The following is a 25930-nucleotide window of genomic DNA, read 5'->3' on the forward strand; positions in this document are numbered from 1 at the left end:
CCAATAGCTCTAGGGCATTCCCGTGGCTCTAGCGTGAGGCCGCGACGGAAATGCGACGACTTTTCGCGAAATGCTACCGAGCACTAGCAGCAAAATACGAAGGCGAAGTTAGCCTACCGGACGGGTCGGGAATTGGGGATGGCGCTCACATCTTTGGTCTCAGCCAGGGCTGTGTCCGCTTTGCGCCACAAGCGGACGCTTGCCGATCTGGACGCTCCGCCTCCCGTCTTGAACAGCAGCGGCTGCAAGGGCGTGACCTGCACCACTCCCGCGTTCTTTCTGTTCAAATACTCCAGGAAATGCTAAGGAAAAGGGCGGCCAAACGTTTGGTGGGTGCACTGATGTGGACACCTAGGCGCTTCACGTGGCTCAAGTCGCTCTTATCCCTGATACTGCTCATCGGACTGTCGACCCCCACGCCAGCTGAGGATGATGGCATCCCAGACATGAGCGTGGTCGAGATGGCATTCTGGATATGCCTGCAAGACCATGAAGCAACAATAACTGAGAACGGCGCTCAGTGTTGCGATGGAGCGGCTTGCTACACTTGCTTTAGGGACTTTTCAGAATGTTGGATATCTAACGATACCAGCAGCAGTTCGTCGCAAAGGACGGGACTCGAGTCGCTGAGGCCGCATATAAGGCCGATGCAGGAACGCCCAAGCGAGGGTCAGCTGCAGAGCATTTGCACTAGTGTAAAGGCGAATTTCACGAAGTTTGAAGGCTTTGGCTATTCGTGCTTGAAGCCCAGCTGCAATGGTAAGGGCGAGTATTGCGCGATCATCTGTCATACGGATAGCTGTACAGCCCAGACGCCCGACGTCCTCAGAGGCGCCGCATCGCTGCGCGGTATCCTGCAAAACGGCGACAACATTGACCGCAACAACTCTAGCTCCGCAACCGAGAGCCAGGGCGGCGGAGGTGGCGGCGACGAGGATGATGATGAGGAGGACCCTTGCTACGGCTGTCTCTACTAAGATGCCCGTGTTTCTCAGACGACATAGAGACAAGCGAGCGCGGACTGACAGCTTCGTAGCGACACAGCGTAGCTGCGATGTCTGTTTCGAGCCAGAAGCGGACGCCCCGGGTCAGGGCATCCAAAGCCCGCCAAACCTTCGCCTTAAACCGGCTGGCTTCCCAAGACCGCCAGCAACCGCGGGTTGATCTCGCCGCTTTCGCTCATGCCGGTCTGCCGCTCGAAGCTCTTGATTGCCTCGGCCGTCTTAGGGCCCGCCACTCCGTCGGGCGTACCGATGTCGAAGCCGAGCTGGTTCAGCGCCCGCTGCACGCCGGTCACCACCTTGATGTTGGTGATCGCCGCGCCGGGGTCGAATTTGGCGCTCCAGGTGCCGATCGGGGCGAAGTTGGCGACGAAGTCGATCGGCTCCGGCTTGAACGACGCAACCTCGGCGATCACCTTCTGCACCGTCGCCGCGTCGAGCGAAGCCGCGATGTCGTCGCGCGACTTGGCCGCGTCCTTGTCGCCCTTGTTGGCGGCCAGCGAGAACCACTTGAACGAGGCCGCGAGGTCCTGCTTCACGCCCAGCCCGCGGGCATAGAGCATGCCCAGGTTGAACTGGCTGTCCTTCATGCCGCGGCTCGCCGCTTCCTCGAACCACTTGGCCGCCGCGTCGAACTGCTGGTTGCCCAGCCCGCCGCCGGCATAGAGCGCCGCGAGATTGTGCATCGCCATGCGGTTGCCGGCTTCCGCCGCCTGCTGATACCAGAGCCGCGCCTGGGCGAGATCCTTTTCCACCCCGCGGCCGTTCTCGTAGAGGTTGCCGAGCCGGTACTGCGCCGGGGCAAAGCCCTGGCCCGCCGCCCGTTCGTACCACATCGCCGCGGCCTTCAGGTCTTCCGGCACGGCACGGCCTTCGGTGTAGATCGCCGCCACCTCGAACTGTGCCCGCGCATCGCCATCGCCGGCAGCCGCCAGCAGCGGCTCGGGGCCGACTTCGGCCGGCGGCCGGTCGACCTTCACCGGGCTTTCCATCTTGTCGAGCAGCGGCTCGACCTTGGAACTTAGGCTCGCGACCTCGGTCGCATCACCGGCAGCGGCGGCGCTGGCGGCTTCGAAGGCCGCCGGCATCTTCGGCATTTCGGCCGAGGCGACGAACTTCTGCGGCGTCGCTCCGCCGATCGAGGCGGTGGTCAGCTTGTCGACCGTCGGGATCACCCGTGGCGCGGCCTTGGCATCCGTGCGCGCTTCAAACCCCTGCTGGGCCAGCGGCACCGGCGTCAGTGCGGCATCGCCGACATTCTGCGCCGCCGTGGTCGAGGTCTCGGCCGGCTTCGTCCGCTGGTTGATCAGGTTGATGGTCAGGCACGCCAATGCCACGACGCTCGCTGCGAGCAGGATCGGCTGCTTGTGGCGCAGCAGGAAGCTCTGCCGCTTGGGCGCAGCATCGTCGGCCGTCGGGCTGGTTTCCTCGGCGCCAAGCGCCACGAGGCTCGGCTCGGGCGCCACCGGCAGCACGCGCGCCGCGGGCTCGTCGGGCTGCCACTGGCTCGCCGGCTCCTTGTCGCCCGCCAACTGGCGCGGCGCCTTCGATTTGAACAGCCCGAACGGCCCGGCCTTGGCGCTTTCGTCCTTTGCCGGCTTCGCGGGTCTCGCCTCTTTGACGATCTTCTCGGCCTTCACCGGCTTCTGCTTTTCCACCGCCGGCTTGACCGGCATCGACACCGATGGAGCTTCGGCCACGGCAGCGGCCTCGTTGCGCGTCGCCTGGAAGCGGGCGAATGCCTTGCCGATCAGCGAGCCGCTGGCGGCCGAGATCGGCTCGGCTTTCCCGGCCGCGGCCTGGCGCGCCGCACGGCGATGTGCCTCGATGAAGGTATTGCGGCTCGGCATCGGCGGCTCGTCGGACACCGGCGCCACCGCCGTGACTTCGGGCCCTGGCGTTGCAACGAACACATCCTCGGCGGGCAGGTCGAGCGTCGATTTGGGCTGCGGCGGGCGCTCGGCGAGGCTGGGGTCGAACACCGGCCTGGCCGGCGCTTCGGGGATTTCGAACGCCGATGTCGGCGCCGGCGGTAGCTCCGGCTCGGCGGCCGATGCACGCCGGCGCGGCCCGTTCTTGGCCTCGAGCGCCGTGCGCAGCGGGTTGGGATCGTCGCCGAACGGCTTGTCGACCAGCGGCGCCTCGGCGATCGGGTCGCTCGGCATGCTGTCGCCGAGCTCGACGCGCTGCGGCCGAGACACCGGCTCGTCCTCGAACGACAGCTCCTCGATCAGCGGCGCGACAAGGCTGCTCTTCGGTTCAAGCGCGGGGGCAGGGGCGAGCTTCGCCTCCGGCTGCGGCGCTGGCGTCTCGGGTATCGCGGCAAAGCTCACCGGCGTAGCCAACGGCGCCGGCTCCGGCTTCTTCTCAAGGGATGTCTCGAGCCGCTTCAGCCGCTCGTTCACTTCGCGGATCGTCGCGTCGAGTGCCGTGGTGTCCTCGGCCGGCTTGTCCTTCGCGGCCGCCTTCATCACCTTGCTGACGCGCTTTTCGATTTCGGCATAACCGGCCTCATCGAGCCCGGCCTTGCCCGGCGCATCGAGTTGCCGCATCGCATCGGACGTGCGGGCCGCCACCATTTCCGCCAACTGGTCGAAATCCGGCGGCTCGGCTGCGGCTGGCGTCGAGTACATCTTGGCGAGGCCGGTCAGCTGCTCGCCGGTCTGGTCCATGCGCGCCACCAGCTGGCGCACTTGTGCCTCGAGCTGGCTGACACTGAGGTCCGCCGGGCGATCGCTCACCTTGTCGCTCAGCACCTCGAGCTGCTGCTCCAGCGCCGCAAAGCGCGGCTCCAGCGCGCTCACCACCGTGCTGCGCAGCGCTTCCATGTCGAGCTTCAGCCCACCGACTTCGGCACTCCGCCCCTCGACGTCCGAAATCCGATCGTTGAGAGCGTCGATCAGCTCGATCAGCCCCTGCGGCTGCTGCGGCGATTTCATCGCCTGCGCCACGCGGCCCAGTTCAGCCGTGATCTTCTCGAGCTCGGCCGGCGGCATCGCCATGGCCCGCTCGATCGAGTCGACCCGGTCATAGATATTGCGAACGCCGTCCTCGATCGCCGCCATGGCCTCCTTGAGGCCATCCTTCGGGCTCTCGACCCGGTTGGCATACTGCACCTGGAGGTCGGCGAGCCGCCCCACCGTCGCGCTCACGTCGTCGAGCCGCGCCGTCATGCCGCTCATGTCGGAGCGGTCGGCATAGTGCTTCTGCAGCTCCGCGAGCTTGCCCACCGTCAGCGCCACGTCGTCGAGCCGCTTATTCAGCGCCGCCATATCGACCTTCGGGCCCTCGGCGATCAGCTTGGCGAGGCCAGCGATATGGCCCTCGAGCCGCTTGACCTGTCCGGTCTCGCCCACCGCGCCGGCCAAGAGCTCCACCACATGGCTGAGCTGGCTCACCTGTTCGGCGATCTCGCGCACATTGGTGGTCTGGCCCTTGGCCTGCACCCTGAGCTCGCCCTCGAGCCGCTCGAGGCGGGTGGAGATGCCGCCCACGGCTTCCGCCAGCTCATCGAAATGCGGCGAGGCCTGCAGCGGCATTTGCTGCTGCGGCATCTGCATTTGCATCTGCGGGGCAGGGGCGGCCGCGGCCCCGAAATGCCGCGAGCGAATCTGCTGGATCGCCGCCTCGAGCGTATCGCGCGGGTTGGCGTGCTGCAGCGGCTCGTCGCGATCGGAGAATTTCTCGATCGCCCGCTGTACCGAGCGCAGCGCTTCACGATGGCGCGTATCGGGCTCGGCTTCCGTCACCTGGTGGCGCAGGTCGCGCATCCGCTCGGCGAGGCCCTGATAGGTCGGCTCGGGCCGCGCCGTGCGCGCCACCTGGGTTTCCACCTGGTCGAGCAGGGCCACCAGTTCGCCACGCAGCTCCTGCCATTCGCCGGAGGCTGGCTGGCCGTAGTCTTGCGGTTGGAACGTGGAAGTCGCGCGGGCCATCGGTCGATCCCAAGCACCTGAAACAGAACACCTCAGACCCAGTTCGGGCCATGAGCATCGGTTACTCTTGGGAAAACATGGTAAAGATCGCGTTAAGCTCCGTCGCATTTTGCGAATCGATGCGACTGGGCTGTGGAAGAAAGCGAGCTGGCTTCCCGGCAGCGATCCCTCGACAAATCTGAATCCCCACGCCCGTCTTAAGTGGGATACAAAAGCCGTTAGCCGCTTGTTAGGTAGGGCCCCCAGGAGTCCACGCGTTCATGACCACCCGTCGCATCATCATCGTCGACGACCATCCGCTGTTCCGCGCCGCGCTGCGCCAGACGCTGGCCGGCGGCGATCCCTCGATCTCGGTCGAGGAGGCGGGCGACCTCCCGGCCCTCAGCGCCGCGCTCGAAGCCGACCGCGATTGCGACCTGGTGCTGCTCGATCTCAACATGCCCGGCGTGCGCGGTTTTTCCGGGCTCTTGCTGCTGCGTGCCCAGTATCCCGAGATCCCAGTGATGATCGTCACCGCCGTCGAGGATGGCGGCATCGTCCGCCGCGCTTTCGAGCTCGGCGCCTCGGGTTACCTCCACAAGTCGGTCGGTCCCGCCGACATCCGCCGCGCCATCGAAACGGTGCTGTCGGGCGAAGTGTACGTGCCGGAGGGCATGGAGTTCCCCGCCGAGGATTCCCAGTCCGCCCTGATGCGGCGTCTCGCAACGCTCACCCCGCAGCAGGTCCGCGTGCTGATGATGCTCAGCGACGGCCTGATGAACAAGCAGATCGCCTACGAGCTCTCGATCTCCGAAGCGACGGTGAAGGCGCACGTCTCGGCGATCCTCCAGAAGCTCGACGTCGACAGCCGCACCCAGGCGGTGATCGCAGCCAGTAAGATCGAGGATGGCCAGTTCGACGAGTTGCTCAGCGGCGCGTAGGCGCAAGGCCGTCGAGCAGGAAGTCGAGGCCTTTCCTGAAGGCCCCGTCCCAATCGCTATCCAGCAGCAGGCGAGTGCGTTCGATTGTCGGATAGCGTTCGCTGAGATCTGTGAGGCGCTGCTGCGCGGCAGCCCTGTCCTCGTCCGAACGCTCAAAACTCCCGCGGGTGACGGTCGCGCCCATGACATAGTTCCACAGCGACCAGATCGCGACATTGAGATCTGCCTCCGCCACGCCGGCCTTGGACAAGGCCTCGCTTAGCCGCTCCAGGCGGCTGAGGATGTTCGGGCCGAGCGCCAGGCGCGGCAACAGCGCCGCCGACCAGGGATGGCGCAGCATCGCGGCGCGCCAGTCTTCGAGCAGATGAACGACTTCCCCCCGCCAATCCTCGGAGCCAGCCGTTTGCGGCGGCTCGCGATACTCGAGCACCGCGTCGAGCGCCAGGTCGAAGACCTCCTCCTTGTTGCCGACGTGCCAATATAGGCTCATCGCGCCCGAGCCGAGGCCATCGGCCAACCCGCGCATCGTCAGTCCGTTGACCCCGTGGGCATCCAGCAATTCTACCGCAGTAGCCACGATGCGCTCGAGCGAGAGCGGCGGCTCACCGCGCTTCTCCTGTACGGGCTGGACGCCCGTCCGCTGAGCTCCCTTTCTCCCAGCACCGCTCCGTTTGCCGACCATCCGTCTTCCTCGCTGCTCCGAGCACCGATCTAGGCCGGCAGCGCGACCGCTGTCGATCCCCGACCGATTGACTCGTACGTGGTACGATGTCATCACTCGTACACCGTACGAGTTCTATCGCAAGGACGAGTCGAAGTTCAACCTCGAGGCCGCAAGGCACGCTACTTGCGGTCTTCGGAGCCGAGAGAAATCATGTCACGCACAATCAGGCAGCTGCTTGCCGGAGGACTAATCATCATGACCATGGGCGTTCCCACTGCGACGACGGCCGGCGAGAGCGATCTCAAGCTGACCATCGTCAACCCGCCAAACCTCGGCGACCCCTCGGCCAATGGCTACAGCACGGCAGTGATCGCGCCCGCCAATGCCCGCGTGGCCTATATCTCGGGGCAGGGCGGCCAGGACAGCACGGGCGGCCTGTCGCCCGACTTCGCCGCGCAGGTCAAGCAGGCCTACGCGAACCTGCGCACCGCCCTCGACGCGCTCGGCGCAAAGCCGGATCAAGTCGCCAAGCTGACGACCTACGTGGTCGATCACGACATGTCCAAGCTCGGGGTGCTGACAAGGAACGTCGTAGAAATGTTTGGCGAGGCGCTCCCGGCGCAGACCCTGGTCCCCGTCCCCAGGCTGGCCGTCGACCCCATGCTGTTCGAGGTCGAAGCGATCGTTATCCTGGACTAGGGAGCGCCGCGAGAAATTCGTGCGCTCGCTGCCAGGCGAGCGCACTGGCATCCCGGTCAAGGGCCGTAGCGCCCGAGCCGTGCCGGCCCTAGGCCTCCACCCGCTTCCGCCCGCGCTGCCCGGCAAGCTGGCTGATCGTGGCCCTGAGCGCCGCCGGCTTCACCGGTTTCGTCACCACCGTGATGCCGCGATCCTCGGCGAGCGCCCGCACTGCCGGGCTGCGGTCGGCCGTCACCAGTGCCGCCGGCAGGTGCCCGCCCACATTGTGCCGCAGCCACTCGATCGCATCGAGGCCGGAGGTCTGGTCGAGGTGGTAGTCCATCAGCACCAGGTCGGGCAGCCAGCCGAGCAGCAGCCCGTCCTTGTCGATATCCTTGAGCGAGCGCGCCGAGCGCACATCGCACCCCCAGCCGCCAAGCAGCCCCTCCATCGCATCGAGGATCGCCCGCTCATTGTCGACGCAGAGGATCCTCAACCCGCTGAGGTTCGATGTCGGCTCGCGTTCCGGGCTCGCCTCCGGCACCACCTTGGGCGAGCGGTGGTGCGGCAGGTAAAGCGAGAAGCGTGAACCACGGGCTTCCTTGCTCTCCAGCTCCATCGTCAGCCCCAGCGCCGTCACCAGCCGCTTGACGATCGATAGCCCCAGCCCCAGCCCCTGCGCCATCCGCGCGCCGTGCTCCAGCCGGCTGAACTCGGCGAAGATCAGCGCATGCTGGTCCTTGTTGAACCCGATGCCGGTATCGATCACGTCGAACCGCACGCGTCCGCCCTTGAGCCGCGCCCCCACCAACACCCGGCCACCGGGCCGCGTGTACTTGATGGCGTTGGAAACGAGGTTCTGGATGACGCGCGCCGTCAGCGCCCGATCGCCAACCACCGCGAGCGACGTATCGACCAGCCTGAGGTCGATCTCCTTTTTCAGCGCCAGCGGCGCGAACTCGACATCGACCTTCTTGAGCAGGTCGCGCACCTGGAACGGCGTCGCCGCCGGCTTCACGGCGCCCGCATCGATCCGCGAGATATCGAGCAGCGCCGCCATGATCTCCTCGACCGCCGTCAGCGAGGCCTCGATCGAGTGCGCCAACTCGTCGAGCCCGGTGCCGCCGGCCCGTTCCACCAGCGTCGAGGTGTAGAGCCGCGCCGCGTTCAGCGGCTGCAGCAGGTCATGGCTCGCCGCCGCAAAGAACCGCGTCTTGTCGCGATTGGCCGCATCCGCCTTGGCCCGCGCCACTTCGAGCTCGGAGTTCACCCGGATCAGCGCCGCAGTGCGTTCCTCGACGCGCCCCTCGAGCGTCTGGTTCATGCCCGCGAGTTCGGTCTCCGCATCCACCCGCGCCGTCACATCGGCAAAACTGATCACCAGCCCGCCATCCGGCAGCCGCGCCGAGTGAAACTCCAGCACCTGGCCCTTGGCCCCGAGCCGCTGGCTCACCGTCGTGTGCGATTGTGTCAGCGTCTGCACGCGCTGCACCGCCAGCGAGATCGCATCGCCGGCCCCCAGGTCGCCGCGCCGCGCCACGAACAGCGCCATGTCGTACAGCGGTATCCCCGGTCGCAGCAGCTCCTGCGGCACTGCCAGCAATTCGCCATAGCGCGCGTTGCAGGTGACCAGCCGCAGGTCGCGGTCGAACACAGCCACACCCTGCGGGATGTAGTCGATCGCCTGTCGCAGCGAATCCTGTAGGTCGGTCAGCGTCTCGATCATCTCTTTTTTCGCGCCCGTCCCAAGTATCTGCCCCGCGTCATCCCCTCGCAAGGCCGCACAAAGTCGCGTTGCGCGCTCCTGATCCTCCCCGCGGGGCGGGGGAGGGGGACCACCCGAAGGGGTGGTGGAGGGGGCGGCCACACGCGCCGACTGCCAGCCGGCTGCGGTTGCTTTGGGGCCCGGTGCTCCACAGCGCCACCTCCAACTCAACAGTTGAGTTGCTTTGTCGACAAGAAGCGGAAAAACTCCGGTGAGGGCGCGGCTTGGGGTCATTTGCCGCAACGGGAGGGCCGGTCGGCGCCGCCAACCAAGGGGACTGACATGTTCAAGGAATTTCGCGATTTTGCCTTGAAAGGCAACGTCATGGATCTGGCCATCGGCGTGATCATCGGCGCGGCGTTCGGTGCCATCGTCTCGTCCATCGTCGATGACCTGTTCATGCCGATCATTGGCCTGATCCTGAACGGGATCGACTTCTCGAACCTGTTCTTCGTCATCTCCAACCCCAACAACCTGCCGGTGCCCTCTGTCGCCGCCGCCAAGGCCGCCGGCGTCGCCACCATCAACTACGGCCTGTTCATCAACGCTGTGGTGAAGTTCACCATCATCGCCTTCGTCCTGTTCCTCGTGGTCAAGGGCATCAACCGCCTCCGCCGGCAGGAAGCCGCCGCCCCCGCCGCCCCACCGGCCCCGACGACGGAAGAAAAGCTGCTGACCGAGATCCGCGACGCGATCAAGGCGCAGAAGTAAGCGCCAGCTCGCCCGCCAGTTCGAACGCACGTCCGGCCGTCAGCCGGACGTGCCTTCTACTATCAGATAGGACAATAGTCCTTGACGTGCGCCACACAGGCATTTATCCCTATCATCATTAAGGGCTCCCGCATACGTAGTTCTTCTAATCGGAGTGCGCGGGCAGTTGTTGCATGGTGCGCGACGATAGTTCGTTGCGTTGGTGTGGGCTGAATACTCGTAAGAACAGCGTCTTGTATCGTGCGTCACGGCGTCCACGCAGAGCTTCCGGCTCGCGTTGAGCCAGAGCGCGCAATCTCGTCTTTACGTCGTTTGTTGCCGGAGGACGTCGTGACTGAGTCATTTTACTATCCGTCATTTCTGCACCGGGATCGCTTGATCCACGTCCTCGATGCCGACGCCTCCACCTGTGAGGCGTTGAGCGTCCTGTTCCGGCTCGAGGGCTTCCAGACCGCATTTTCGGTCGATGCCGCGCATTTCCTGAGCGGCGTGGAACGCCGCCGGCCCGACGTCGCCATCATCAATATCCGCATCGGCAACGAGGACGGTTTGGCCATCCTCAAGCGCGTCAAGACCCTGCGCACGGGGACACCGGTGTTCATCCTGGAGGATCGGCCGGAGGTCGATTCCGCCGTGCTCGCGATGAAGGCCGGCGCCACCGATGTCTTCACCAAGCCGATCGATTCCGAGCGCCTGGTCCGCGCGGTGCGCGAGGCGCTGAGGCAGGACATCCAGCTCGGCGCCGTCGTTGCGGGCGGCCGCCGCCATATCGAGGTGCGCGGCTTCGATCAGCTTACCCCGCGCGAACGCGAAGTGCTGCAGCTCATCACCAACGGCCAGTCCAACAAGGAAGCCGGCCGCGAACTCGGCATCTCCCCCCGCACCATCGAGGTGCACCGCGCCCGCGTCATGGAAAAGCTCGGCGCCCGCAACACGGCTGATCTGATGCGCATCGTGCTGACGAGCTGAGGCGCCGGCGGGTACAGGGCTTCGGCCGGCGCTAGCCGACCCCCACCCCTGTCCCCTCCCCTGAACAGGGGGAGGGAGCCGATAACCTCGGTGTCAGTGCCAGGCATCTCCCTCCCATATTTAGGGGGAGGGGACAGGGGTGGAGGTCGGCTCGCGCCAGGCGTTCGGGTCCGCCGGGATCGTGGCGCCTACCCAGGAAAGTCCACCTGTGTCTCCGGGCGCGCGGCCACGAACTCGGGCAGATCGCGACAAGTCGCATCGAGCGCCCCGAGCAGCGGGTACGGCGCCAGATCACACCCGAACCGCCGGGCATTGGCCATCTGCGGTACGAGGCAGGCCTCAGCCAACCCGGGCGCATCGGTGAACCCATAGCGCGTCGACCGTGTCCGCCGCGCCAGCGCCGTCTCGAGGCTCTCGAACGCCGTCGCCACCCAGTGCCGATACCAGCCGTCCACCTGCGCTTCGCTCGCGCCCATCGGCCCCGCGAGGTACTTCCGCACCCGGTTATTGTTGATCGGGTGCAGATCCGCCGCGATCAGCAGCGCAAAGGCCCGCGCCTCCGCCCGCTCGATCGGATCGTCCGGCAGTAGTGGGGGCTCAGGATAGAGCTCCTCCAGTAGCCCGATGATCGCCATCGACTGCGCCACGATCCGCCCGTCGATCTCCAGCGCCGGCATCAGCCCCTGCGGGTTGATGGCGCGATATTCGGGCGAACCGGCGGAAGGCACCGGCACGTACTCGTAGCCGATGCCCTTGAGGTTCAGCACGATACGAACGCGCTGTCCGGCGGAATTCTGATAGCGGGAGTGGAGGCGCAATTGCATGCCGGCACCTTGGCGCGTGGCCTTGTCACAATCCAGCCTTTGACAGACTCGCCGCCGCGACTATCGTGGCTATCGGGCTGGTGCAGCCCGCCGCTCGCGCCCTCAGGGGAGAGGTGAATGCACCGTCTGAAATGCCGGGTTTGAGCCCTCAACGGACAGCCCGTCGGCAATGCGAGCACTGACCTTGCGTGCTGTCCGCCAGAGGATCAGACCATGCATAGCTTTCTCGACTCGAAGGTTATGGCTAAGGCCTTGCGCCAGGCCCTCGCCGAACGCGGCCAGGAGATTTCGCACTCCGACGCGCTCGAACTCGTCGCCCGCCAGTTCGGCTTCGCCAACTGGAACATGCTGTCGGCCCGCATCGACGCCGCCCAGCTGACCGCGCTCGGACTCCCGCCCGGCTGGCACGTCGCCGGCCATACCGACGAGCGCAACTACCGCCTCGGCCTCGACCCGAAAACACCGAGCGCCGCGCTGATCGAGAGCCGCCCCGACCGCAACTATGCCATCGACCGCGCCGCCGGCGAGACTGCCGTCCTGATGCAGTCGATCCTCGCCGACCCCTATCGTGGCAGGCGGCTGAAGCTCACTGCCGAGCTTCGCACTGAAGACGCCGATAGGGCGACCTTGTGGATGCGCGTCGATGGCGCCGACAACCGCCTCCTCCACTTTGACAACCTCTCGCGCCGCCCGGGCGGTCCGCTCGAAGGCAGCAACGGCTGGACCGAGCGGCACATCGTGCTCCCGGTGCCCGACAATGCCGCCACCATCCATTATGGCTTCATCCTCCGCGGCAGAGGCAAGGCGTGGGCTCGCCGCTTTACCCTCGAAGCCGTCGGCGCCGAAGTCGCCACCACCGAGCCGGAGCCCCGCTACCTGAGCCGTCCCACCAACCTCGATTTCGGCGGTGAGCGGCCCACCGCGTGACGCCGTTGACTTCGGGCGCGCGAAGGTGACATTGAGCGGCAGGCCCGTGCAGCCTGCCGCTCGCACCCCTCGGGGACGGTGAACCGCGCGACTTCATCCTTGTGGTTTGACCTCGGGCAAGCCGTCAGCAACGCGAGCACTGACCCTCATCGCTGCCCGGTGAAAGGTTCAGACCATGCAGACTTTCCTTGATGCCAAGCAGATGGCCCGCGCGCTCCGCCAGGGCCTCGCTGAGAAGAAGCTCGAGCTCGGCCACTCCGATTGCCTCGAACTGGTGGCGCTGCAGTTCGGCTTTGCCGACTGGAACACGCTCGCCGCCCGCATCCGCCTCGAAGAGTCCCCACCAACCCTGCCGGCCGGCTGGACCCTCACCGGCATCGGCCGTGGCAACGCCTATCGCGCCGGCCTCGATCCCGACATTCCGGACGCCATGCGCGTCGCCTCTACCAGCCCCAACGGCATCGTCGATGTCGACGAGTTCGGCGGCCTGATGCGAACCATCCCGGCCGACGCCTGGCGCGGCAAGACAGTGCGGTTCGGCGCCGAACTGATGGGCAAGGCGGTCGAGCGAGGCGCCATTTGGCTGAAGCTCGACGCCGCTGACGGCCGCCCGATCAACGTGGCGAACACGCCGGCACGGGGCGATTTCGGCTGGACCGGCCGGGAGGTGGTGATGGCGGTGCCGGAAACCGCGGCGCTGATCCGCTATGGGCTGCAACTGGCAGGGAGCGGGGAGATCTGGGCACGGGGGTTCAGGCTGGAAGAGGCGGTTTAGGCGTAATGGTTCGGTGATCGCCTTCTCCCACAAGGGGAGAAGGCGATTATCTCAGCCGCCAGCGCCCGTCAGCGTCAGATCCCCACCCATCAGCTTGTTCGAGCTGACCTTCTCGGTCGGCCGCTCGCGCGGCAGCTCGAGGCTGGCCCAGACGCTCACCAGCGCGTGGCGCAGCTCGATGATCATCTCGTCGGTGTGCAGCGGCGTCGGCGTGATGCGCAGCCGCTCGGTGCCCTTGGGCACGGTGGGGTAGTTGATCGGCTGGATGTAGATGTTGTGCTTTTCGAGCAGCATGTCGCTCGCCGCTTTGCACAGCCGCGCATCGCCGACAATGATCGGCACGATATGCGTGTCGGTCTTCAGCACCGGCAGGCCGGCATCGCCGAGAATGTCCTTGGTCAGGTGCGCCTGGCGCTGCTGGCCCTCGCGCTCCACCGTTGAGGTCTTGAGGTGCTCGATAGAGGCGCGCGCCGCCGCGCACAAAGCCGGGGGCAGGGCGGTGGTGAAGATGAACTCCGGTGCATAGGAGCGCACCGCGTCGATGATCGCCTGGTTGGCGGCGATATAGCCGCCCATCACGCCAAAGCCCTTGGCCAGCGTGCCCTCGACGATGTCGATCCGGCCCATCAGCCCGTCGCGCTCAGCCACGCCGCCGCCGCGCGGGCCGTACATGCCCACCGCGTGCACTTCGTCGATATAGGTCAGCGCGCCGAATTCCTCGGCCAGGTCGCAGATCTCGGCGATCGGCGCCACATCGCCGTCCATCGAGTAGATCGACTCGAAGACGATCAGCTTGGGCCGCTTCTTGTCGACCGAGGCGAGCAACTCGCGCAGATGGCCCGCGTCGTTGTGCCGGAAGATCCTCTTTTCCATGCCCGACTGGCGCACGCCCTGGATCATCGAGGCGTGGTTGAGCTGGTCGGAAAAGATCACGCAATCCGGCAAGAGCCGCGCAATGGTGGCGATCGCGGCTTCGTTCGAAACGAAGCCGGAGGTGAAGACCAGGGCGCCTTCCTTGCGGTGGAGGTCGGCGAGCGAACGCTCCAGCTCGACCAGCGGACGGTTGGTGCCCGAGATATTGCGGGTACCGCCGGCGCCGACGCCGAGCTTGGCGGCGGTCTCCTGCATCGCAGCGATGGTCACCGGATGCTGGCCCATACCGAGATAGTCGTTCGAGCACCAGATGGTGATCTCGCGCTGGTTATCGGCATTGTCCCGGAAGATGGCTCGGGGAAAACGCCCGGCAATTCGTTCGAGGTCGGCGAAAACGCGGTAGCGTTTTTCCTGCCGCAAGGTGTCGACGGCGTCCTCGAAAAACCCGCGATAGTCCATTGTCCCACTCTCGAAGTGCAGGCTATGCGCCCTGTGGCGAACCCACCTGCGAACCGATAGCTAGTCCTGCGGCATCGGCATTGACATAGGTCAATTCGCCGCGCGGCGACCAATACAAGTCATTGGCCGGACTGAGCCTTGCCAGCGAACCTTGGAACCATCCTAAACAATGGGGCGGCCGCTGCCAATCAAACAGATGTGCGTGGGGTTGTCGCATCGGCCTTGGCCTGCCGGTGATATTCGCCGTTCAGAATGGGTTCAGCGCGGCCATGTCAGTTCCCCTGTCACTGGCCGTCTTACCGAGTTAACGGCCCCGATGCCTTTCCGTTGACCCGGCCTTGGCGTCCGATAGTATCAACCATACGGAAACAGGGGGATCCGCCATGAAGAGCTTCTCTTCGTCCAGCTTCGCCAACGACCACGCCGAGGTTCTCGACCTAGCGCTGGCCGCCGTCAACAAGCACCCGCAGGCGCTGTTCACCGATTTCCAGTGGTTTCTCTACGAGGCGCGCGACACGGTGTTTTTCACCGCCGCCTCGAAGTCGCATTTCACCAAGGACTCGCTGGCCAATCTCGTCGCCGACATGGTGGCGCTGGCCCCGCAGCTGAGCCACGGCTTCGTCGGCGCCCGTCCCGGCCAGCCGTTCCCCAAGCATCTGCTCGATGCCATCACCCATGTCGAGGAAGTCGACGAGTTCGACGGCTACCCCGACAAGTGGGTGTCGAAGTCGCCCGATATCTTCGGGCGTGACGACCTGCCGCTGTTCCGCGTCTCCGCCGTCGTCCGCCGCGGCGGCCCCGATGCCGAAGGCCGCGCCTCGATGATCCAGGTGCGCTCGAGCCACGCGCTGCTCGAAGGCTCGGACTCGGCGCTGCTCACCCGCTCGGCCTCCGCCGGCCACGGCGTCATGTCCGACAAGTCCAACAAGGTCGGCCTCGGCGCCCGCATCAAGGGCACGCTCCGCGGCTGGGGCATGACCTTCATGTACATCACCCTCGCCAACATTCTCGCTCCGGCCGAAAAGCCGTGGGGCTTCAAGACCCTGGCGCTGAAGCGTCATCGTCTGCGGCTGCTTGCCAACAAGCTCGGCGTGCGCCAGCGCTCGCTGATGTTCGCGCTCGTCACCCACGCCCTCAACGGCGAGGGCGAGGATCGGCACATGTCGAAAAAGGTGATCGGCGCCGCCTACACCATGCTCGATGGCAAGCGCCACGACGCCGATGACGATTTCTTCCGCGTCCGTGCGCTCGAGGCCAAGTTCGAGGTGATCGACGATTTCGTCGAGTACGTCCGCAAGGTCGACGACACCATCGACAAGATCGAGAAGAAAGACATCACCAAGTTCCAGGTGATGATGAACTCGATGTTCAAGTCGCTGCGCACGCTGAACCGGCTGGTCCCTGCGCTGCCCAACAAGCGCTTCTGGCGCTTCAACGGCGGCATCCACATTGTGCTCACCCTGGTCCCGCCGCACCGCACTTACGGTCCGATGACTCACGGCATGATGGAGCCGATCTACTGCGGCGCCTGGCACCCCGCCGCCAACATCTGCACCTTCTGTCCCGGCCGCGAGTACATCACGCTGAACTTCTCGATGGAGACGCGGCATATCGCCAATGTCGAGAAGATCGAGCAGCTGCTGCAGAAGGTCGAGGCCATGGACGTGGCGCCGACGGGCAAAGTGATCGTCGAGGACGACTCGGTCTGAGCCGCGCAGCGGCACAGACCCGTGACTAACGAAAGGGCCCTCACCGGGCCCTTCGCATTTTCAGTGGTTGGTAGGGTGCCTTACATCACCAACTCCGCCCTCACCGGGTAGTGATCCGACCCCACATCCCCTAACACCTCATACCGCCCCGCCTTGATCCCTCGCGTCAGCACGTGGTCGATCTGCACCGCCATCCACGACCTCGCCGCCGGCCACGAATAGCCCAGCCCCGAACCCGCCGGCCACTGCACCCCCAACCGCATCAGCGGCTCGATATTGCCCGACCACAGCGTCGTATTCAGATCCCCGGCGATCACGACCGGCAACGTCTCTGCCGCAACTCGCTCCGCCAGCCGCGTGAGATACTCGCGATTGTCCGCTGTCAGCCGCTGTGAGGCCGGTGGCATCGGATGCGCCACATAGACCACCATGTCTCCGAAATCCGCCCGCAGCAGCGGCAGCCCCCGCTGCCCCACACGCTCAATGGTCCCGGCAAGCGGACGCTTTGCATAAAGCGCCACTCCGAACACCCCGAGGTCCGTCGGCGCAAAGCTGTAGGGATACCGATCCTTCAGCCCATCCAGGGCCGCTACCCAATCCGCAGTCGTCTCCGCCGCCGCGAAGATGTCGGCGTCCTCTGACCGCACCAGTGCCGTTACCTTGCCGAACTCTCGATTGTTGGCCAGCACATTGGAGAACATCAGGCTCACCGCCCGCCCCGGCGCCGTTTCCGCCAGCACTGGCCGATCGATCACCCGCAGCGCCATCGGCAGCACGCTGATCGCCACCACGACGCCGGCCAGCCCGATGACCCTCGGCCCGCGCAACGCCACTGCCACACCGAGCCCGATCAGCGCGGCGATCGCCAGTTGCACCCGGAACGGCGCAATCATGTCACCGGGCCACGCGCCGAACAGCGGCACCAGCGATAGACCAAGCAGCGCCAGCAGCCCCAGCGTGGCCATAACCCGCAATGCAATAACGATCATTTGCCCATCCCCATGCCCGAGGACAGCAATCCCACCTATTGCGTCAGCACGATGGTCGCGTCGCGCTCAGCGCGCAAAGCCGCCGATCTTCGCCACGACCATGTCGTGATCCGACAGCACCTCGCCATCGGGCGCCACCGACGGCACGATGCGACTTTCCTCCACCACCAGCCCGCGCGTCAGTAACCAGTCGAGCTTCCACGTCCCGCGCGGGCTGCGGCTTACCCGGCTCGGTCGTGTCGTCGTTTGCCCGATCGGCCCGCCATGCCGTACGAAGCCGCACCCATAGGCATGCGCGAACAGCGTCTCCTTCTCGAAGTCGCCGCCGTCCGCCAGCCCGGTATTGAGGTCGCCGCCGATGATGACAGGTGTGTCGCCCGCGAGTTGGTCGATGGCGTCGATCAGCCCGCGCACCTGCGCCTCGCGGTAGCCAGCGTCGCCGCGGTTCTCGAGATGCACCGACACCGCATAGAGCGGACCTTCGGTGGTCATCACGCTCGCCGCGATGGCACACCGCGTGCCCACCCGCCGCGCCGGGCTCTCGGGCGTGAACCAGTGCCCATGCGCTTCCAGCCGGATCATCACCGGCGCCTGCAGCGCCGACCGCGCCAACAGCGCGTTGCCGTGAAAACCATGCCGGTTGAAGTTGTCCTTGCAGAACTCGAGTTCCACTTCGGCGCCAAGCTCCAGTTCCAGGAATTCCACCCCGAACGCGTAAGCCATATCCAGCTCCCCGGCGACATCGCGCGACGTGTGCCGCTGACCGGTCCGCGCCATGCCGTTGTCGACCTCCGACAGCAGCGCGATGCCAGCGCCCTCGCGCTTCAGCATCGCGGCGGATTGCTCCACCGCATAGCAGCGCTCGAGGTTCCAGGCAGCGACGGTCAGCGGAAACGCCAGCACCTCGCTACCGCCCGTCGCCGGTGCCTCCACCCGCTGCAGGCATTCGAGCCCGGCCATCGCCGCGGCATGGTTGGCCTCGGTGCGCTCCAGCGCATCGAGTCGATCCCGCTCCGCCTGCGGCGGACCATTGAGCAGGGCAATCTGGGCGGGCTTGACGAGATCGAGGGACATGGCGCGCGGACTTCATGAGGGGGAGGGAAGCGCTCCCTAGCCAGCGGATATGTCTTCCCGGTGACAAATCGTGCCTCCGCGTACCCTCGCGTACGGAAGTCGCCTTGCCGCGCGGCGCCCCTCACGCTAAATCCCCCGCAACAACAGTTTTCCGGGGGTTTCCGTGTCCGACTACGCCATTTATCCCAGCCTCAAGGGCGTGCCCGTCATCGTCTCCGGTGGTGCCTCCGGTATCGGCGAGGGCGTTGTCCGCGCTTTCGCCGAGCAGGGTTCGAAGGTCGGTTTCGTTGATATCGCCGACGAGGCCGGCAACAAGCTCGCCGCCGAACTGAACGCTGCCGGCGCCACCGTGAAGTTCACGCGCTGCGATATCACCGATATCGCCGCCTACCAGGCCGCTATCCGTGATTTCGAGGCGGCGCACGGCCCGGCCCTGGCGCTGGTCAACAACGCGGCCAACGACACGCGGCACACCATTGCCGAGATGACGCCCGAGGCCTGGGACCGCAACATGGCCGTCAACCTCAAGCACGCGTTCTTTGCCACGCAGGCGGTAGCGCCGGGGATGATCGCGGCGGGCAGGGGCTCAATCATCAATTTCGGTTCGGTCAGTTGGATGACCAACACGCCCGAGTTGACCGTCTACACCTCGGCCAAGGCGGGCGCCCATGGCATGTCGCGCTCGATGGCGCGCGAGTACGGCAAGCACGGCATCCGCGCCAACACGCTGGTTCCGGGGTGGATCATGACCGAACGGCAGCTCAAGCTCTGGGCCACGCCCGAGGCGTTCGCCATGCTGGAGCAGGTCCAGCCGGTGAAGGGCCGGCTCTACCCTGACGATATCGCCCGCATGGTGCTGTTCCTCGCTGCCGACGATTCGAAGATGATCTCGGGTCAGGATTTCCTCGTCGACGGTGGCTGGGCGCACGGCTGATTCATCCGCAAAAGGACCGCTTCAACACAACGCGATCCTGATCTAACGTCGGCGCGGGCAAATGGCAGAAGGCGAACACCTTGCTGCCGCAATCGGTGGCGAGAACCAGCGCCACACCTACGGGGGACGTCCATGAAATCCAAGATTCTGATCGCCGGCCTCGCGGCCCTGTCGCTGAGCGCCTGTACTTCGATCAATCCCTATACCGGCCAGAGCCAGCTCTCGAGCACCACCGGCGGCGCCCTGATCGGCGCGGGCGGCGGCGCAGTCGTCGGCGGCATCATCGGTGCTGCTACCGGCAATGACCCGCGCGTTGCGGCGTTGATCGGCGCGGGCGTCGGCGGCCTCACCGGCGCGGCCATCGGCAGCTATATGGATCAGCAGGAAGCCGAGCTCCGCGCTCAGCTGCAGGGCACCGGCGTGTCGGTCACCCGCGTCGGCCAGCAGATCATCCTCAACATGCCGTCCAACATCACCTTCGCCACCGACTCGGCGACCGTGCAGCCGCAGTTCAGCGAAACCCTGGTTTCGGTCGGCCTCGTGCTGAAGAAGTTCAACAAGACCGTCATCGACGTCTACGGCCACACCGACTCGCAGGGTTCGGACAGCTACAACCAGGAGTTGAGCCAGCGCCGCGCCACCGCGGTCGCGACCATCCTCGCCAGCCAGGGCGTCGACCAGCGCCGCTTCTACATCACCGGCAAGGGCGAAGAGGATCCGATCGCCTCCAACGGCACCGAGTCCGGCCGCGCGCAGAACCGTCGCGTCGAAATCCAGCTCTCGCCCATCCAGGGCTGAGTCTCACTTCGATCAAGTTCGAGGCCCGGGCACCTCCCGGGCCTTTTTCATTGCGCGGTCGTCGTTGCCGCGGGTGCGGTCACCGGCGCGCGGGTATTGCTGGCAAGCAGCTGAAACCCGAGCAGGATCACCACGACGATCCCCACCCCGATCAGCCCCATTTGCCACCAGTTGGTCGGCCCGGTCGCGCCGATCGTCTCCTCGACATCGCGGGTGACCTGCAGCGACGAGTCCTCGGGCAGCGAAATCGGCATCCCGTTCTCGTCGATGACCTGGTCGACTTGCGCCGCCTTCGGCGTCCCTTTCGTCCTCACAGCAGCCATTCCATTCCCCTCCCGTGGCTAGTGTTCAATGGCCGTCCCGGCGCTTTGGTTCCTGCTGAATACCGCGCTCAGCCGACGTTCAGGCGTCGCGTCCCAGCATCACCGGCATAGAACCAGCCGAGAGGATCACGACCATGCTCCGCATCGTTCTGCTTTCCGCCGTTCTCGCTGCCACCCTGGGTGCCGGCCCCGCTTCCGCCGGGCGCAACAACAGCGACAGCATCCCGCCAAACTGCACCCTCGATCCGTTCACCGGCAAGATGACCTGTCACATCTGGCCGACCTGTACGCTCGATCCCTTCACCGGCAAGATGAACTGCCCGGTCCCCAAGGCGACGATGACGCGCCAAAGGGACTAGCTAGCCGTTGACGATGATCGGCGTGCCGACGGAAACCCGCGAGTAGAGATCGATCACGTCCTGGTTGATCAGCCGCACGCAGCCCGACGACACCGCCTTGCCGATGCTCCAGTACTCGCGCGTGCCGTGGATGCGGTAGATCGTGTCCACCCCGCCGCGATAGATGTACATCGCCCGTGCCCCCAGCGGGTTGTTCGGCCCGCCAGGCATGCCGCCCGCAAACTCCCGCGTCTCGGGCTGACGCTGCATCATCGAGGATGGCGGATACCACGTCGGCCACTGCGCCTTGCGCCCAATGCTGCCGCGCCCCGACCAGGTGAACCCGTCGCGCCCGATCCCGACGCCATAGCGGATGGCACGGCCACCGTCCTGCACCAGGTAGAGGTAGCGCTGCGAGGTCTCGACGACGATGGTGCCCGGCCGCTCGCCCGTCGGGTCGTCCACCTCGGTCCGCAGGAACGCCTGGTCCACCTTGTTGAGGTTGACCGCCGGCACCGGGTACCGCTCCTCCGGCATCGCGCCGTAGATCTGCAGATAGTAGGGCGAGATCACCGCCGGCAGCAGGTTGGGCAGCGTCATCTGCCGGCTGCCCACCATCGCCGAGCAGCCGCTCAGCGCGAGCCCGCCGAAACTCGCCGCACCCAGAAGAAACGCCCGCCGCGACGGGCCGTTATTGCCGATCGTCTTTGTCTGCACGGAACCCGCCCCCGTAAAAGGCCGCCCACCAGAACGTTCTACTACTTCAGCTTGCGCACCATTATGGCGCCGCGAAGTTGGCTGTCGATCAATTTATCGTTCGGCCCCACGCCGCCCGCGCCAGGTCGCGCAGCTGCAGCGATTCCGCCCAACGGTCGGTCAGGTCCGCCCCGTCCGCCCCGGCAATGGCGTAAGGCTGCGGTCCCAGCTCGCACACGAAGCTCAGCGCATCGTCCGGGCCAGCCCGGTTCTTCCAGTCGGCAAAGCCGTTCCGCCACCAAGTGCCGAACTGCTCGAGCCACGGCGCATGCTGCGGGAACGACAGCGGCAGCTGCACCTGCTCGCTGCTCGCCACCCGGCCATGGAAGGCCCAGCAATGCTCCAACACCGTCGCGATCTGTGCCTCGATCTCGTCGGACACGGGGAGGACGATCTCCCGACCGACCACATAGTGAGAGAGGTCGCCGAGCAGCTTCAGCTCCGGCAGGGCGGCGATCAGGTCGAGCGTGAAATGGAGGTCGTTGGTCATCCGGTCGCGATGCGTCTCGACATAGACCGGGAACGCCACCTGTTCGCTGATCTTCAGCCAGCCCTCGGCAATCCGCACCGCCTCGGCCAGCGTACGCGGCCGAAGGTTGGGCTGGATGTTGATATGGTGCACGCCGAACGCCGCGCCCCATTCCAGCGCCGGCAACAGACTCTCGACATCGGTTGGAAAGCACAGCCCCTCGACCACCAGCCCAGCCGATTTCGCCAGCCGCGCGGCCCGCTGCGCCTCGTCCGGGTCGACCCACAGCGTGCCGAACCCGTCGAACCCGGCATTGGCGATCATCTCGACATTGGCCTCGAGTGACCGCTCGGGCGGCGCGCCCTTGAGGCCGAGCATGGACCAGAGCGACTGGAGGATGAGCAGCTTCTGCATCGCGAGCGCTCCTAGATCAGCACCACGCTTTCCTGCTCGTTGGGGTCGGTTCGCGCGATCAGCGCCCGCGCCATCTTGCTGGTCGGGTTGAACGGCTGATGCGGCACGCCTGCGGGGATGTAGACGTAGTCGCCCTCGTTCACGACGTCGGTGAACTCGAGGTTCGGCCCATGCCGGAACGACGTCGAGCCCTCGATCTGGAAGATCGCCGTCTCGTGCGCCTCGTGATAGTGCGGCTTCGCCTCGGCCCCCGGCGGGAGCACGGCCATGTGCATGCAAATGCCCTTGGCGCCCGCCGACTCCGCCGAAACGCCGGCGAAGTAATCGAGCCCCTGCTTGCCGTGAAAGCCCAGGCCGCCACGAATAACCTTGCACTCAGCCGCCATTCTACTGTCCTCCGCCACTCCGCCCACCGTATTGAACGGTAGTCACAGCAGCAAGACGGTCGGGCTGGCGCTTGGTTCTTCCATCCCCACCCACCGCCGTCATCCCCGCGAGGGCGGGGACCCAGCGGCACGCTCAGGTTCCGGTTGTTGAGAGATCGCACTAGGTTCCCGCCTTCGCGGGAATGACGCCGGTGGAGGGGGCCCCTACCGCGCCTCCGGCCCACTCGGCCGCTGCGTCAGCACGGCATCCAGTTCCAGCAGCCGCCCCTGCCGCAGCACCTGCAGCCGCACCCGCCGCCCGATAGCGTCCGCCGTCAGCATCCGCAGCAGCGGCCCCGGGCCTTCCACTGGCCGCCCATCGAGGCTCAAGAGCACATCGCCCTCGCGCACTCCGGCCCGCGCCGCCGGCCCGCCCTCGACAATCGAGTGCAGCACCGCGCCGGTGCGGCTGCCGACATGCGCCGCATCCGCAACTCGCCGCGGCAGGTTCACCGTATCGGCGGCAACGCCCAGATAAGCCCGCCGCACTTCGCCGTGCTGCAGCACTTCGCCTAGCACCAGCTTCACCGTGTTGCTCGCCACCGCAAAGCAGATGCCCTGCGCGCCGGCGATCATCGCCGTGCTGATGCCAACCACCTCGCCAAGGCTCGAGACCAGCGCGCCACCCGAGTTCCCCGGGTTCAGCGCCGCATCCGTCTGAATCACATCCTCGATCGGTCGCCCCGACGGCGACCTCAAGCTCCGCCCCAGCGCCGAGATCACGCCCGCTGTAACGGTGGACTCGAATCCCAGCGGATTGCCGATGGCGATCGCGATGTGCCCGCGCTTCAGGCTGCCGCTATCCCCCAGCGCCGCGATCGGCAGAGCGCTGCCATCGACTTTGAGGATAGCGAGATCGGTATCCGGATCCGCCCCCAGCACTCGCCCGGCCAGCCGGTGACCATCGGGCAGCGCGACGTGCACGTCCTTGTGGTTGCCCACCACGTGCGAGTTGGTCACCACCAGCCCGTCCTGCGACAGCACTACGCCCGAGCCATGTCCCTTGCCGTCGGTCGTCACCATGCCCACTGCCGGTCCGACCGCCTCGGCGACTTCGGACACAGTGAGCGAATAGACATCGAGCAGGCGCTGGTCGGGGGTGGGAAAGGGCAGGGCTTGCGGCATCGGAATACTCCGGATTTCGTCCCGCTAATGTGGGTTTCGCGAGCCAGCGCGGCGATCCTGCCCATATGGGGAGCTTTCGAGCCGGCCGGTCCGGGCGCAGATTTTCGGCAACATCGCAACAAGGCCACTCACATGTCCTTCCCCGAACTCCAGGCGCTTTCCGCCTCCCTCGCAGCTCTCACTGCGTCAATCGCTCCCCGTATCATCGCCATCCAGGGCCGCGATGGCCGCGAACTCTCGGGCTTCATCTGGCGCACCGGCCTCGCCATCACCGCCGACGAGGCGCTGGAAGCCGAGGACGAAGTCGCCGTTCTGAAGGCCGACGGCAGCGTCGTCTCGGCCCAGATCGCCGGCCGCGACGCCACCACCGACGTGGTGCTGCTGAAGTTCGAGACCGGTGAATTCCCCGACTGGACGCAGGCTGCGCAGCCCGAGCCCGGCTCGCTCGCCGTGCTCGTCGGCCGTGGCGAACACTCCGTCCTCTCCGGCCTTGCTTCCGTCACCGAGGTTGGCCCCGCCTGGCGCAGCATGCGCGGTGGCGACATCGATGCGCGCATCACTCTCGGTCTCCGCCTTTCGACCCGCAGCGAGGGCGGCGCGGTCGTCGCGCCGGATGGCAGCCTCATCGGCATGGCGGTCACCGGCGCCCGCCGCCGCACCCTTGCCATCCCCGCCGCGACCATCGCCCGTGCCGTCGCCACCCTCAGCGAAAAGGGCTATATCCCGCGCGGCTGGCTCGGCGTCAGCCTCCATCCGCTCGGCAAGGACGGCGGCGCCATCGTCGTCGGCCTCGAGCCGGATAGTCCTGCTGCACGCGGGGGCTTCCTTGTTGGCGACATAATCACCACATGGGGTGGTGACCAGGTGCATTCCGTCGGCGACGTCGCCGATCGTTTGAGCACCGGCACCGTCGGGACGAATATCAGCTTGGGAGTGCTACGCGGTGGCAGTGCATTGGAACTCGAGATCAACATCGGCGAGCGCCCTCGAAACTGAGGGCCCGGTCGCCCAGTCCGTCCTTGGCGGACTGGTCCTCGGCGTCGCGTTCGATCTCACCGATCCGGCCCTCGAACAGGTGCTTCGCACGCTGATCGCCGGTCGCCACGACCTATACGAAGCGGACGCGGAAGAGGCGGCCGTCACCATTACCGATCGCCCGACGTCGCTGGGCGGCGTCACCGGCCCGCACCGCGTGCTGCGGATCGGCGCAGACGAAGCGCGCCGCAACGCCATCGATAGCCTGGATCCCGGCCTGATCCTCGCCGCTGCAACCCTCATTGGCGCCGGTTATGCGCTGGAGCGCGAAACCGTCGAGCGTGCCGACAACCAGCGCCTTCCCGCCTCGCTGCTGCCGCGCCTCAGCCAGCGCGAGCGCCAGGTCGCTGAACTGCTGGTCGATGGCGCCTCGAACAAGGTCATCGCGCGCGCGCTCGATATCTCGGTGCACACGGCCAAGTTCCACGTCACCGCGATCCTTGAAAAGCTCCACGCCCGCAACCGCGCCGACGCGGTCTCGATCATCCTGCGCGAAGGCCTGGTCGCGATCTAGCGACCGGCCGTCAGTGCGGCTTGGGCGGCGCCATCAGCGTCGAGAAGATCCGCCCGATCAAGGTCTGTTCGCTCGGCTTGTCCGCGGTTTCGCCGTTGAGCTGCACCAGCAGTGCCGAAGTGGCATCGAGCCGCTGGCTCTGCAGCATGGCGATCCGCAGCGCCAGCTCAGGGTGCTTCTCGAGAATGCGCATCGCATCCCGCACCACCCGCACCTTGCTGTCGCGTTCGGCCCGCACCGTGGCGCTGTGGGGCCTACCGAGCAGCACCGACATCTCGCCGATCATCGCATCCGAGTGCTCGATCGTCGCGATCTCGACGCCATCGCGCTCGACCACGAACTTGCCGCTCTCCAGCACATAGAGATCGCGCCCGGGCATGCCCTGGGTGACGAGCTCTTCGCCACGGGCAACATCGAGCGTCGGCGAGGAATAGGTGAGGGTAAGCAGGCTGGCCATTGTCATCCCCACGTGATCAGGCAGCGGGAAGCCTAGCGCGTCCCGCTCGCGCCATGAAGGGCCATTGTG

25 protein-coding genes are annotated in these 25930 nt (G+C 66.1%); 12 read left to right on the plus strand and 13 right to left on the minus strand.

Features of this window, described 5'->3' with window-relative positions; genetic code table 11:
- Positions 1–1120: 1120 nt before the first annotated feature.
- Positions 1121–4936: a peptidoglycan-binding protein gene (locus AC1DYL_RS16720; RefSeq protein WP_477174036.1), complete on the minus strand. Its 3816-nt coding sequence runs from the start codon at positions 4934–4936 to the stop codon at positions 1121–1123.
- A 260-nt stretch (positions 4937–5196) separates the two neighbouring features.
- Here AC1DYL_RS16720 and AC1DYL_RS16725 point away from each other — a divergent pair, with 260 nt between their 5' ends.
- The gene (locus AC1DYL_RS16725; RefSeq protein WP_477150403.1) at positions 5197–5856 is read left to right on the plus strand and encodes a response regulator; all 660 of its coding nucleotides are present in this window, start codon (positions 5197–5199) and stop codon (positions 5854–5856) included.
- On the opposite strand, the gene AC1DYL_RS16730 is transcribed toward AC1DYL_RS16725, so the two are convergent.
- Entirely contained in the window at positions 5843–6538 is a 696-nt protein-coding gene (locus AC1DYL_RS16730) for a TetR/AcrR family transcriptional regulator C-terminal domain-containing protein (protein ID WP_477174037.1), read from the minus strand. The genes AC1DYL_RS16725 and AC1DYL_RS16730 overlap by 14 nt on opposite strands.
- 192 nt (positions 6539–6730) lie before the next feature.
- On the opposite strand from AC1DYL_RS16730, the gene AC1DYL_RS16735 reads away from it, so the two are divergent.
- Entirely contained in the window at positions 6731–7219 is a 489-nt protein-coding gene (locus AC1DYL_RS16735) for a RidA family protein (protein WP_477158668.1), read from the plus strand.
- An 88-nt stretch (positions 7220–7307) separates the two neighbouring features.
- On the opposite strand, the gene AC1DYL_RS16740 is transcribed toward AC1DYL_RS16735, so the two are convergent.
- The gene (locus AC1DYL_RS16740) at positions 7308–8924 is read right to left on the minus strand and encodes a hybrid sensor histidine kinase/response regulator (RefSeq protein ID WP_477158669.1); all 1617 of its coding nucleotides are present in this window, start codon (positions 8922–8924) and stop codon (positions 7308–7310) included.
- A gap of 321 nt (positions 8925–9245) precedes the next feature.
- On the opposite strand from AC1DYL_RS16740, the gene mscL reads away from it, so the two are divergent.
- Complete coding sequence (gene mscL, locus AC1DYL_RS16745; protein WP_477150406.1) at positions 9246–9674, plus strand: large conductance mechanosensitive channel protein MscL; 429 nt, start codon at positions 9246–9248, stop codon at positions 9672–9674.
- Between the two features lie 330 nt (positions 9675–10004).
- On the plus strand, positions 10005–10643 hold the full coding sequence (locus AC1DYL_RS16750) for a response regulator transcription factor (protein WP_477174038.1): 639 nt from the start codon (positions 10005–10007) through the stop codon (positions 10641–10643).
- A gap of 188 nt (positions 10644–10831) precedes the next feature.
- Here AC1DYL_RS16750 and maiA read toward each other — a convergent pair whose 3' ends face one another.
- The gene (gene maiA, locus AC1DYL_RS16755) at positions 10832–11467 is read right to left on the minus strand and encodes a maleylacetoacetate isomerase (RefSeq protein WP_477174039.1); all 636 of its coding nucleotides are present in this window, start codon (positions 11465–11467) and stop codon (positions 10832–10834) included.
- 213 nt (positions 11468–11680) lie between these two features.
- On the opposite strand from maiA, the gene AC1DYL_RS16760 reads away from it, so the two are divergent.
- Together AC1DYL_RS16760 and AC1DYL_RS16765 are read left to right on the plus strand one after the other, a co-directional pair.
- Entirely contained in the window at positions 11681–12394 is a 714-nt protein-coding gene (locus tag AC1DYL_RS16760; RefSeq protein WP_477174040.1) for a glyoxalase superfamily protein, read from the plus strand.
- A 175-nt stretch (positions 12395–12569) separates the two neighbouring features.
- Positions 12570–13169: a glyoxalase superfamily protein gene (locus AC1DYL_RS16765; RefSeq protein WP_477174041.1), complete on the plus strand. Its 600-nt coding sequence runs from the start codon at positions 12570–12572 to the stop codon at positions 13167–13169.
- A 51-nt stretch (positions 13170–13220) separates the two neighbouring features.
- On the opposite strand, the gene hemA is transcribed toward AC1DYL_RS16765, so the two are convergent.
- Positions 13221–14501 carry a 5-aminolevulinate synthase gene (gene hemA, locus AC1DYL_RS16770; RefSeq protein WP_477174042.1) on the minus strand — a complete coding sequence of 427 codons (1281 nt, stop codon included), beginning with the start codon at positions 14499–14501 and terminating at the stop codon, positions 13221–13223.
- Between the two features lie 383 nt (positions 14502–14884).
- Here hemA and AC1DYL_RS16775 point away from each other — a divergent pair, with 383 nt between their 5' ends.
- Entirely contained in the window at positions 14885–16210 is a 1326-nt protein-coding gene (locus AC1DYL_RS16775; protein WP_477174043.1) for a WS/DGAT domain-containing protein, read from the plus strand.
- 80 nt (positions 16211–16290) lie between these two features.
- Here AC1DYL_RS16775 and AC1DYL_RS16780 read toward each other — a convergent pair whose 3' ends face one another.
- On the minus strand, positions 16291–17199 hold the full coding sequence (locus AC1DYL_RS16780; protein ID WP_477174044.1) for an endonuclease/exonuclease/phosphatase family protein: 909 nt from the start codon (positions 17197–17199) through the stop codon (positions 16291–16293).
- Positions 17200–17265: 66 nt separating this feature from the next.
- The gene (locus tag AC1DYL_RS16785; protein ID WP_477174045.1) at positions 17266–18273 is read right to left on the minus strand and encodes an endonuclease/exonuclease/phosphatase family protein; all 1008 of its coding nucleotides are present in this window, start codon (positions 18271–18273) and stop codon (positions 17266–17268) included.
- A gap of 163 nt (positions 18274–18436) precedes the next feature.
- On the opposite strand from AC1DYL_RS16785, the gene AC1DYL_RS16790 reads away from it, so the two are divergent.
- Together AC1DYL_RS16790 and AC1DYL_RS16795 are read left to right on the plus strand one after the other, a co-directional pair.
- Positions 18437–19207, plus strand: a complete 771-nt coding sequence (locus AC1DYL_RS16790; RefSeq protein WP_477174046.1) for an SDR family NAD(P)-dependent oxidoreductase — start codon at positions 18437–18439, stop codon at positions 19205–19207.
- A gap of 132 nt (positions 19208–19339) precedes the next feature.
- Complete coding sequence (locus tag AC1DYL_RS16795) at positions 19340–20005, plus strand: YiaD family glycine zipper/OmpA-like lipoprotein (protein WP_477174047.1); 666 nt, start codon at positions 19340–19342, stop codon at positions 20003–20005.
- Positions 20006–20052: 47 nt separating this feature from the next.
- Here AC1DYL_RS16795 and AC1DYL_RS16800 read toward each other — a convergent pair whose 3' ends face one another.
- The gene (locus tag AC1DYL_RS16800) at positions 20053–20328 is read right to left on the minus strand and encodes a hypothetical protein (RefSeq protein WP_477150416.1); all 276 of its coding nucleotides are present in this window, start codon (positions 20326–20328) and stop codon (positions 20053–20055) included.
- A 134-nt stretch (positions 20329–20462) separates the two neighbouring features.
- Between AC1DYL_RS16800 and AC1DYL_RS16805 the strand changes: the two genes are divergently transcribed.
- A complete protein-coding gene (locus AC1DYL_RS16805; RefSeq protein WP_477150417.1) occupies positions 20463–20687 on the plus strand; it encodes a hypothetical protein in 225 nt (74 codons plus the stop codon).
- On the opposite strand, the gene AC1DYL_RS16810 is transcribed toward AC1DYL_RS16805, so the two are convergent.
- The 4 genes from AC1DYL_RS16810 to AC1DYL_RS16825 form a co-directional block, all read right to left on the minus strand.
- Positions 20688–21383, minus strand: coding sequence for a L,D-transpeptidase (locus tag AC1DYL_RS16810; RefSeq protein WP_477174048.1), 696 nt, complete (start codon positions 21381–21383; stop codon positions 20688–20690).
- Between the two features lie 88 nt (positions 21384–21471).
- Positions 21472–22305: a sugar phosphate isomerase/epimerase gene (locus AC1DYL_RS16815; RefSeq protein ID WP_477174049.1), complete on the minus strand. Its 834-nt coding sequence runs from the start codon at positions 22303–22305 to the stop codon at positions 21472–21474.
- An 11-nt stretch (positions 22306–22316) separates the two neighbouring features.
- Positions 22317–22691 carry a cupin domain-containing protein gene (locus tag AC1DYL_RS16820; RefSeq protein WP_477150420.1) on the minus strand — a complete coding sequence of 125 codons (375 nt, stop codon included), beginning with the start codon at positions 22689–22691 and terminating at the stop codon, positions 22317–22319.
- A gap of 204 nt (positions 22692–22895) precedes the next feature.
- Complete coding sequence (locus tag AC1DYL_RS16825; protein ID WP_477150421.1) at positions 22896–23855, minus strand: S1C family serine protease; 960 nt, start codon at positions 23853–23855, stop codon at positions 22896–22898.
- Between the two features lie 132 nt (positions 23856–23987).
- Between AC1DYL_RS16825 and AC1DYL_RS16830 the strand changes: the two genes are divergently transcribed.
- Both AC1DYL_RS16830 and AC1DYL_RS16835 read left to right on the plus strand, forming a co-directional pair.
- Positions 23988–24851, plus strand: coding sequence for a S1C family serine protease (locus tag AC1DYL_RS16830; RefSeq protein ID WP_477150422.1), 864 nt, complete (start codon positions 23988–23990; stop codon positions 24849–24851).
- Entirely contained in the window at positions 24799–25404 is a 606-nt protein-coding gene (locus AC1DYL_RS16835) for a helix-turn-helix transcriptional regulator (RefSeq protein WP_477158678.1), read from the plus strand. The genes AC1DYL_RS16830 and AC1DYL_RS16835 overlap by 53 nt, the downstream gene beginning before the upstream one ends.
- A gap of 10 nt (positions 25405–25414) precedes the next feature.
- Here AC1DYL_RS16835 and AC1DYL_RS16840 read toward each other — a convergent pair whose 3' ends face one another.
- A complete protein-coding gene (locus tag AC1DYL_RS16840) occupies positions 25415–25861 on the minus strand; it encodes a cyclic nucleotide-binding domain-containing protein (RefSeq protein WP_477150424.1) in 447 nt (148 codons plus the stop codon).
- Positions 25862–25930 lie beyond the last annotated feature (69 nt).

This window comes from Devosia sp. P1_H9 (genome assembly GCF_056405135.1).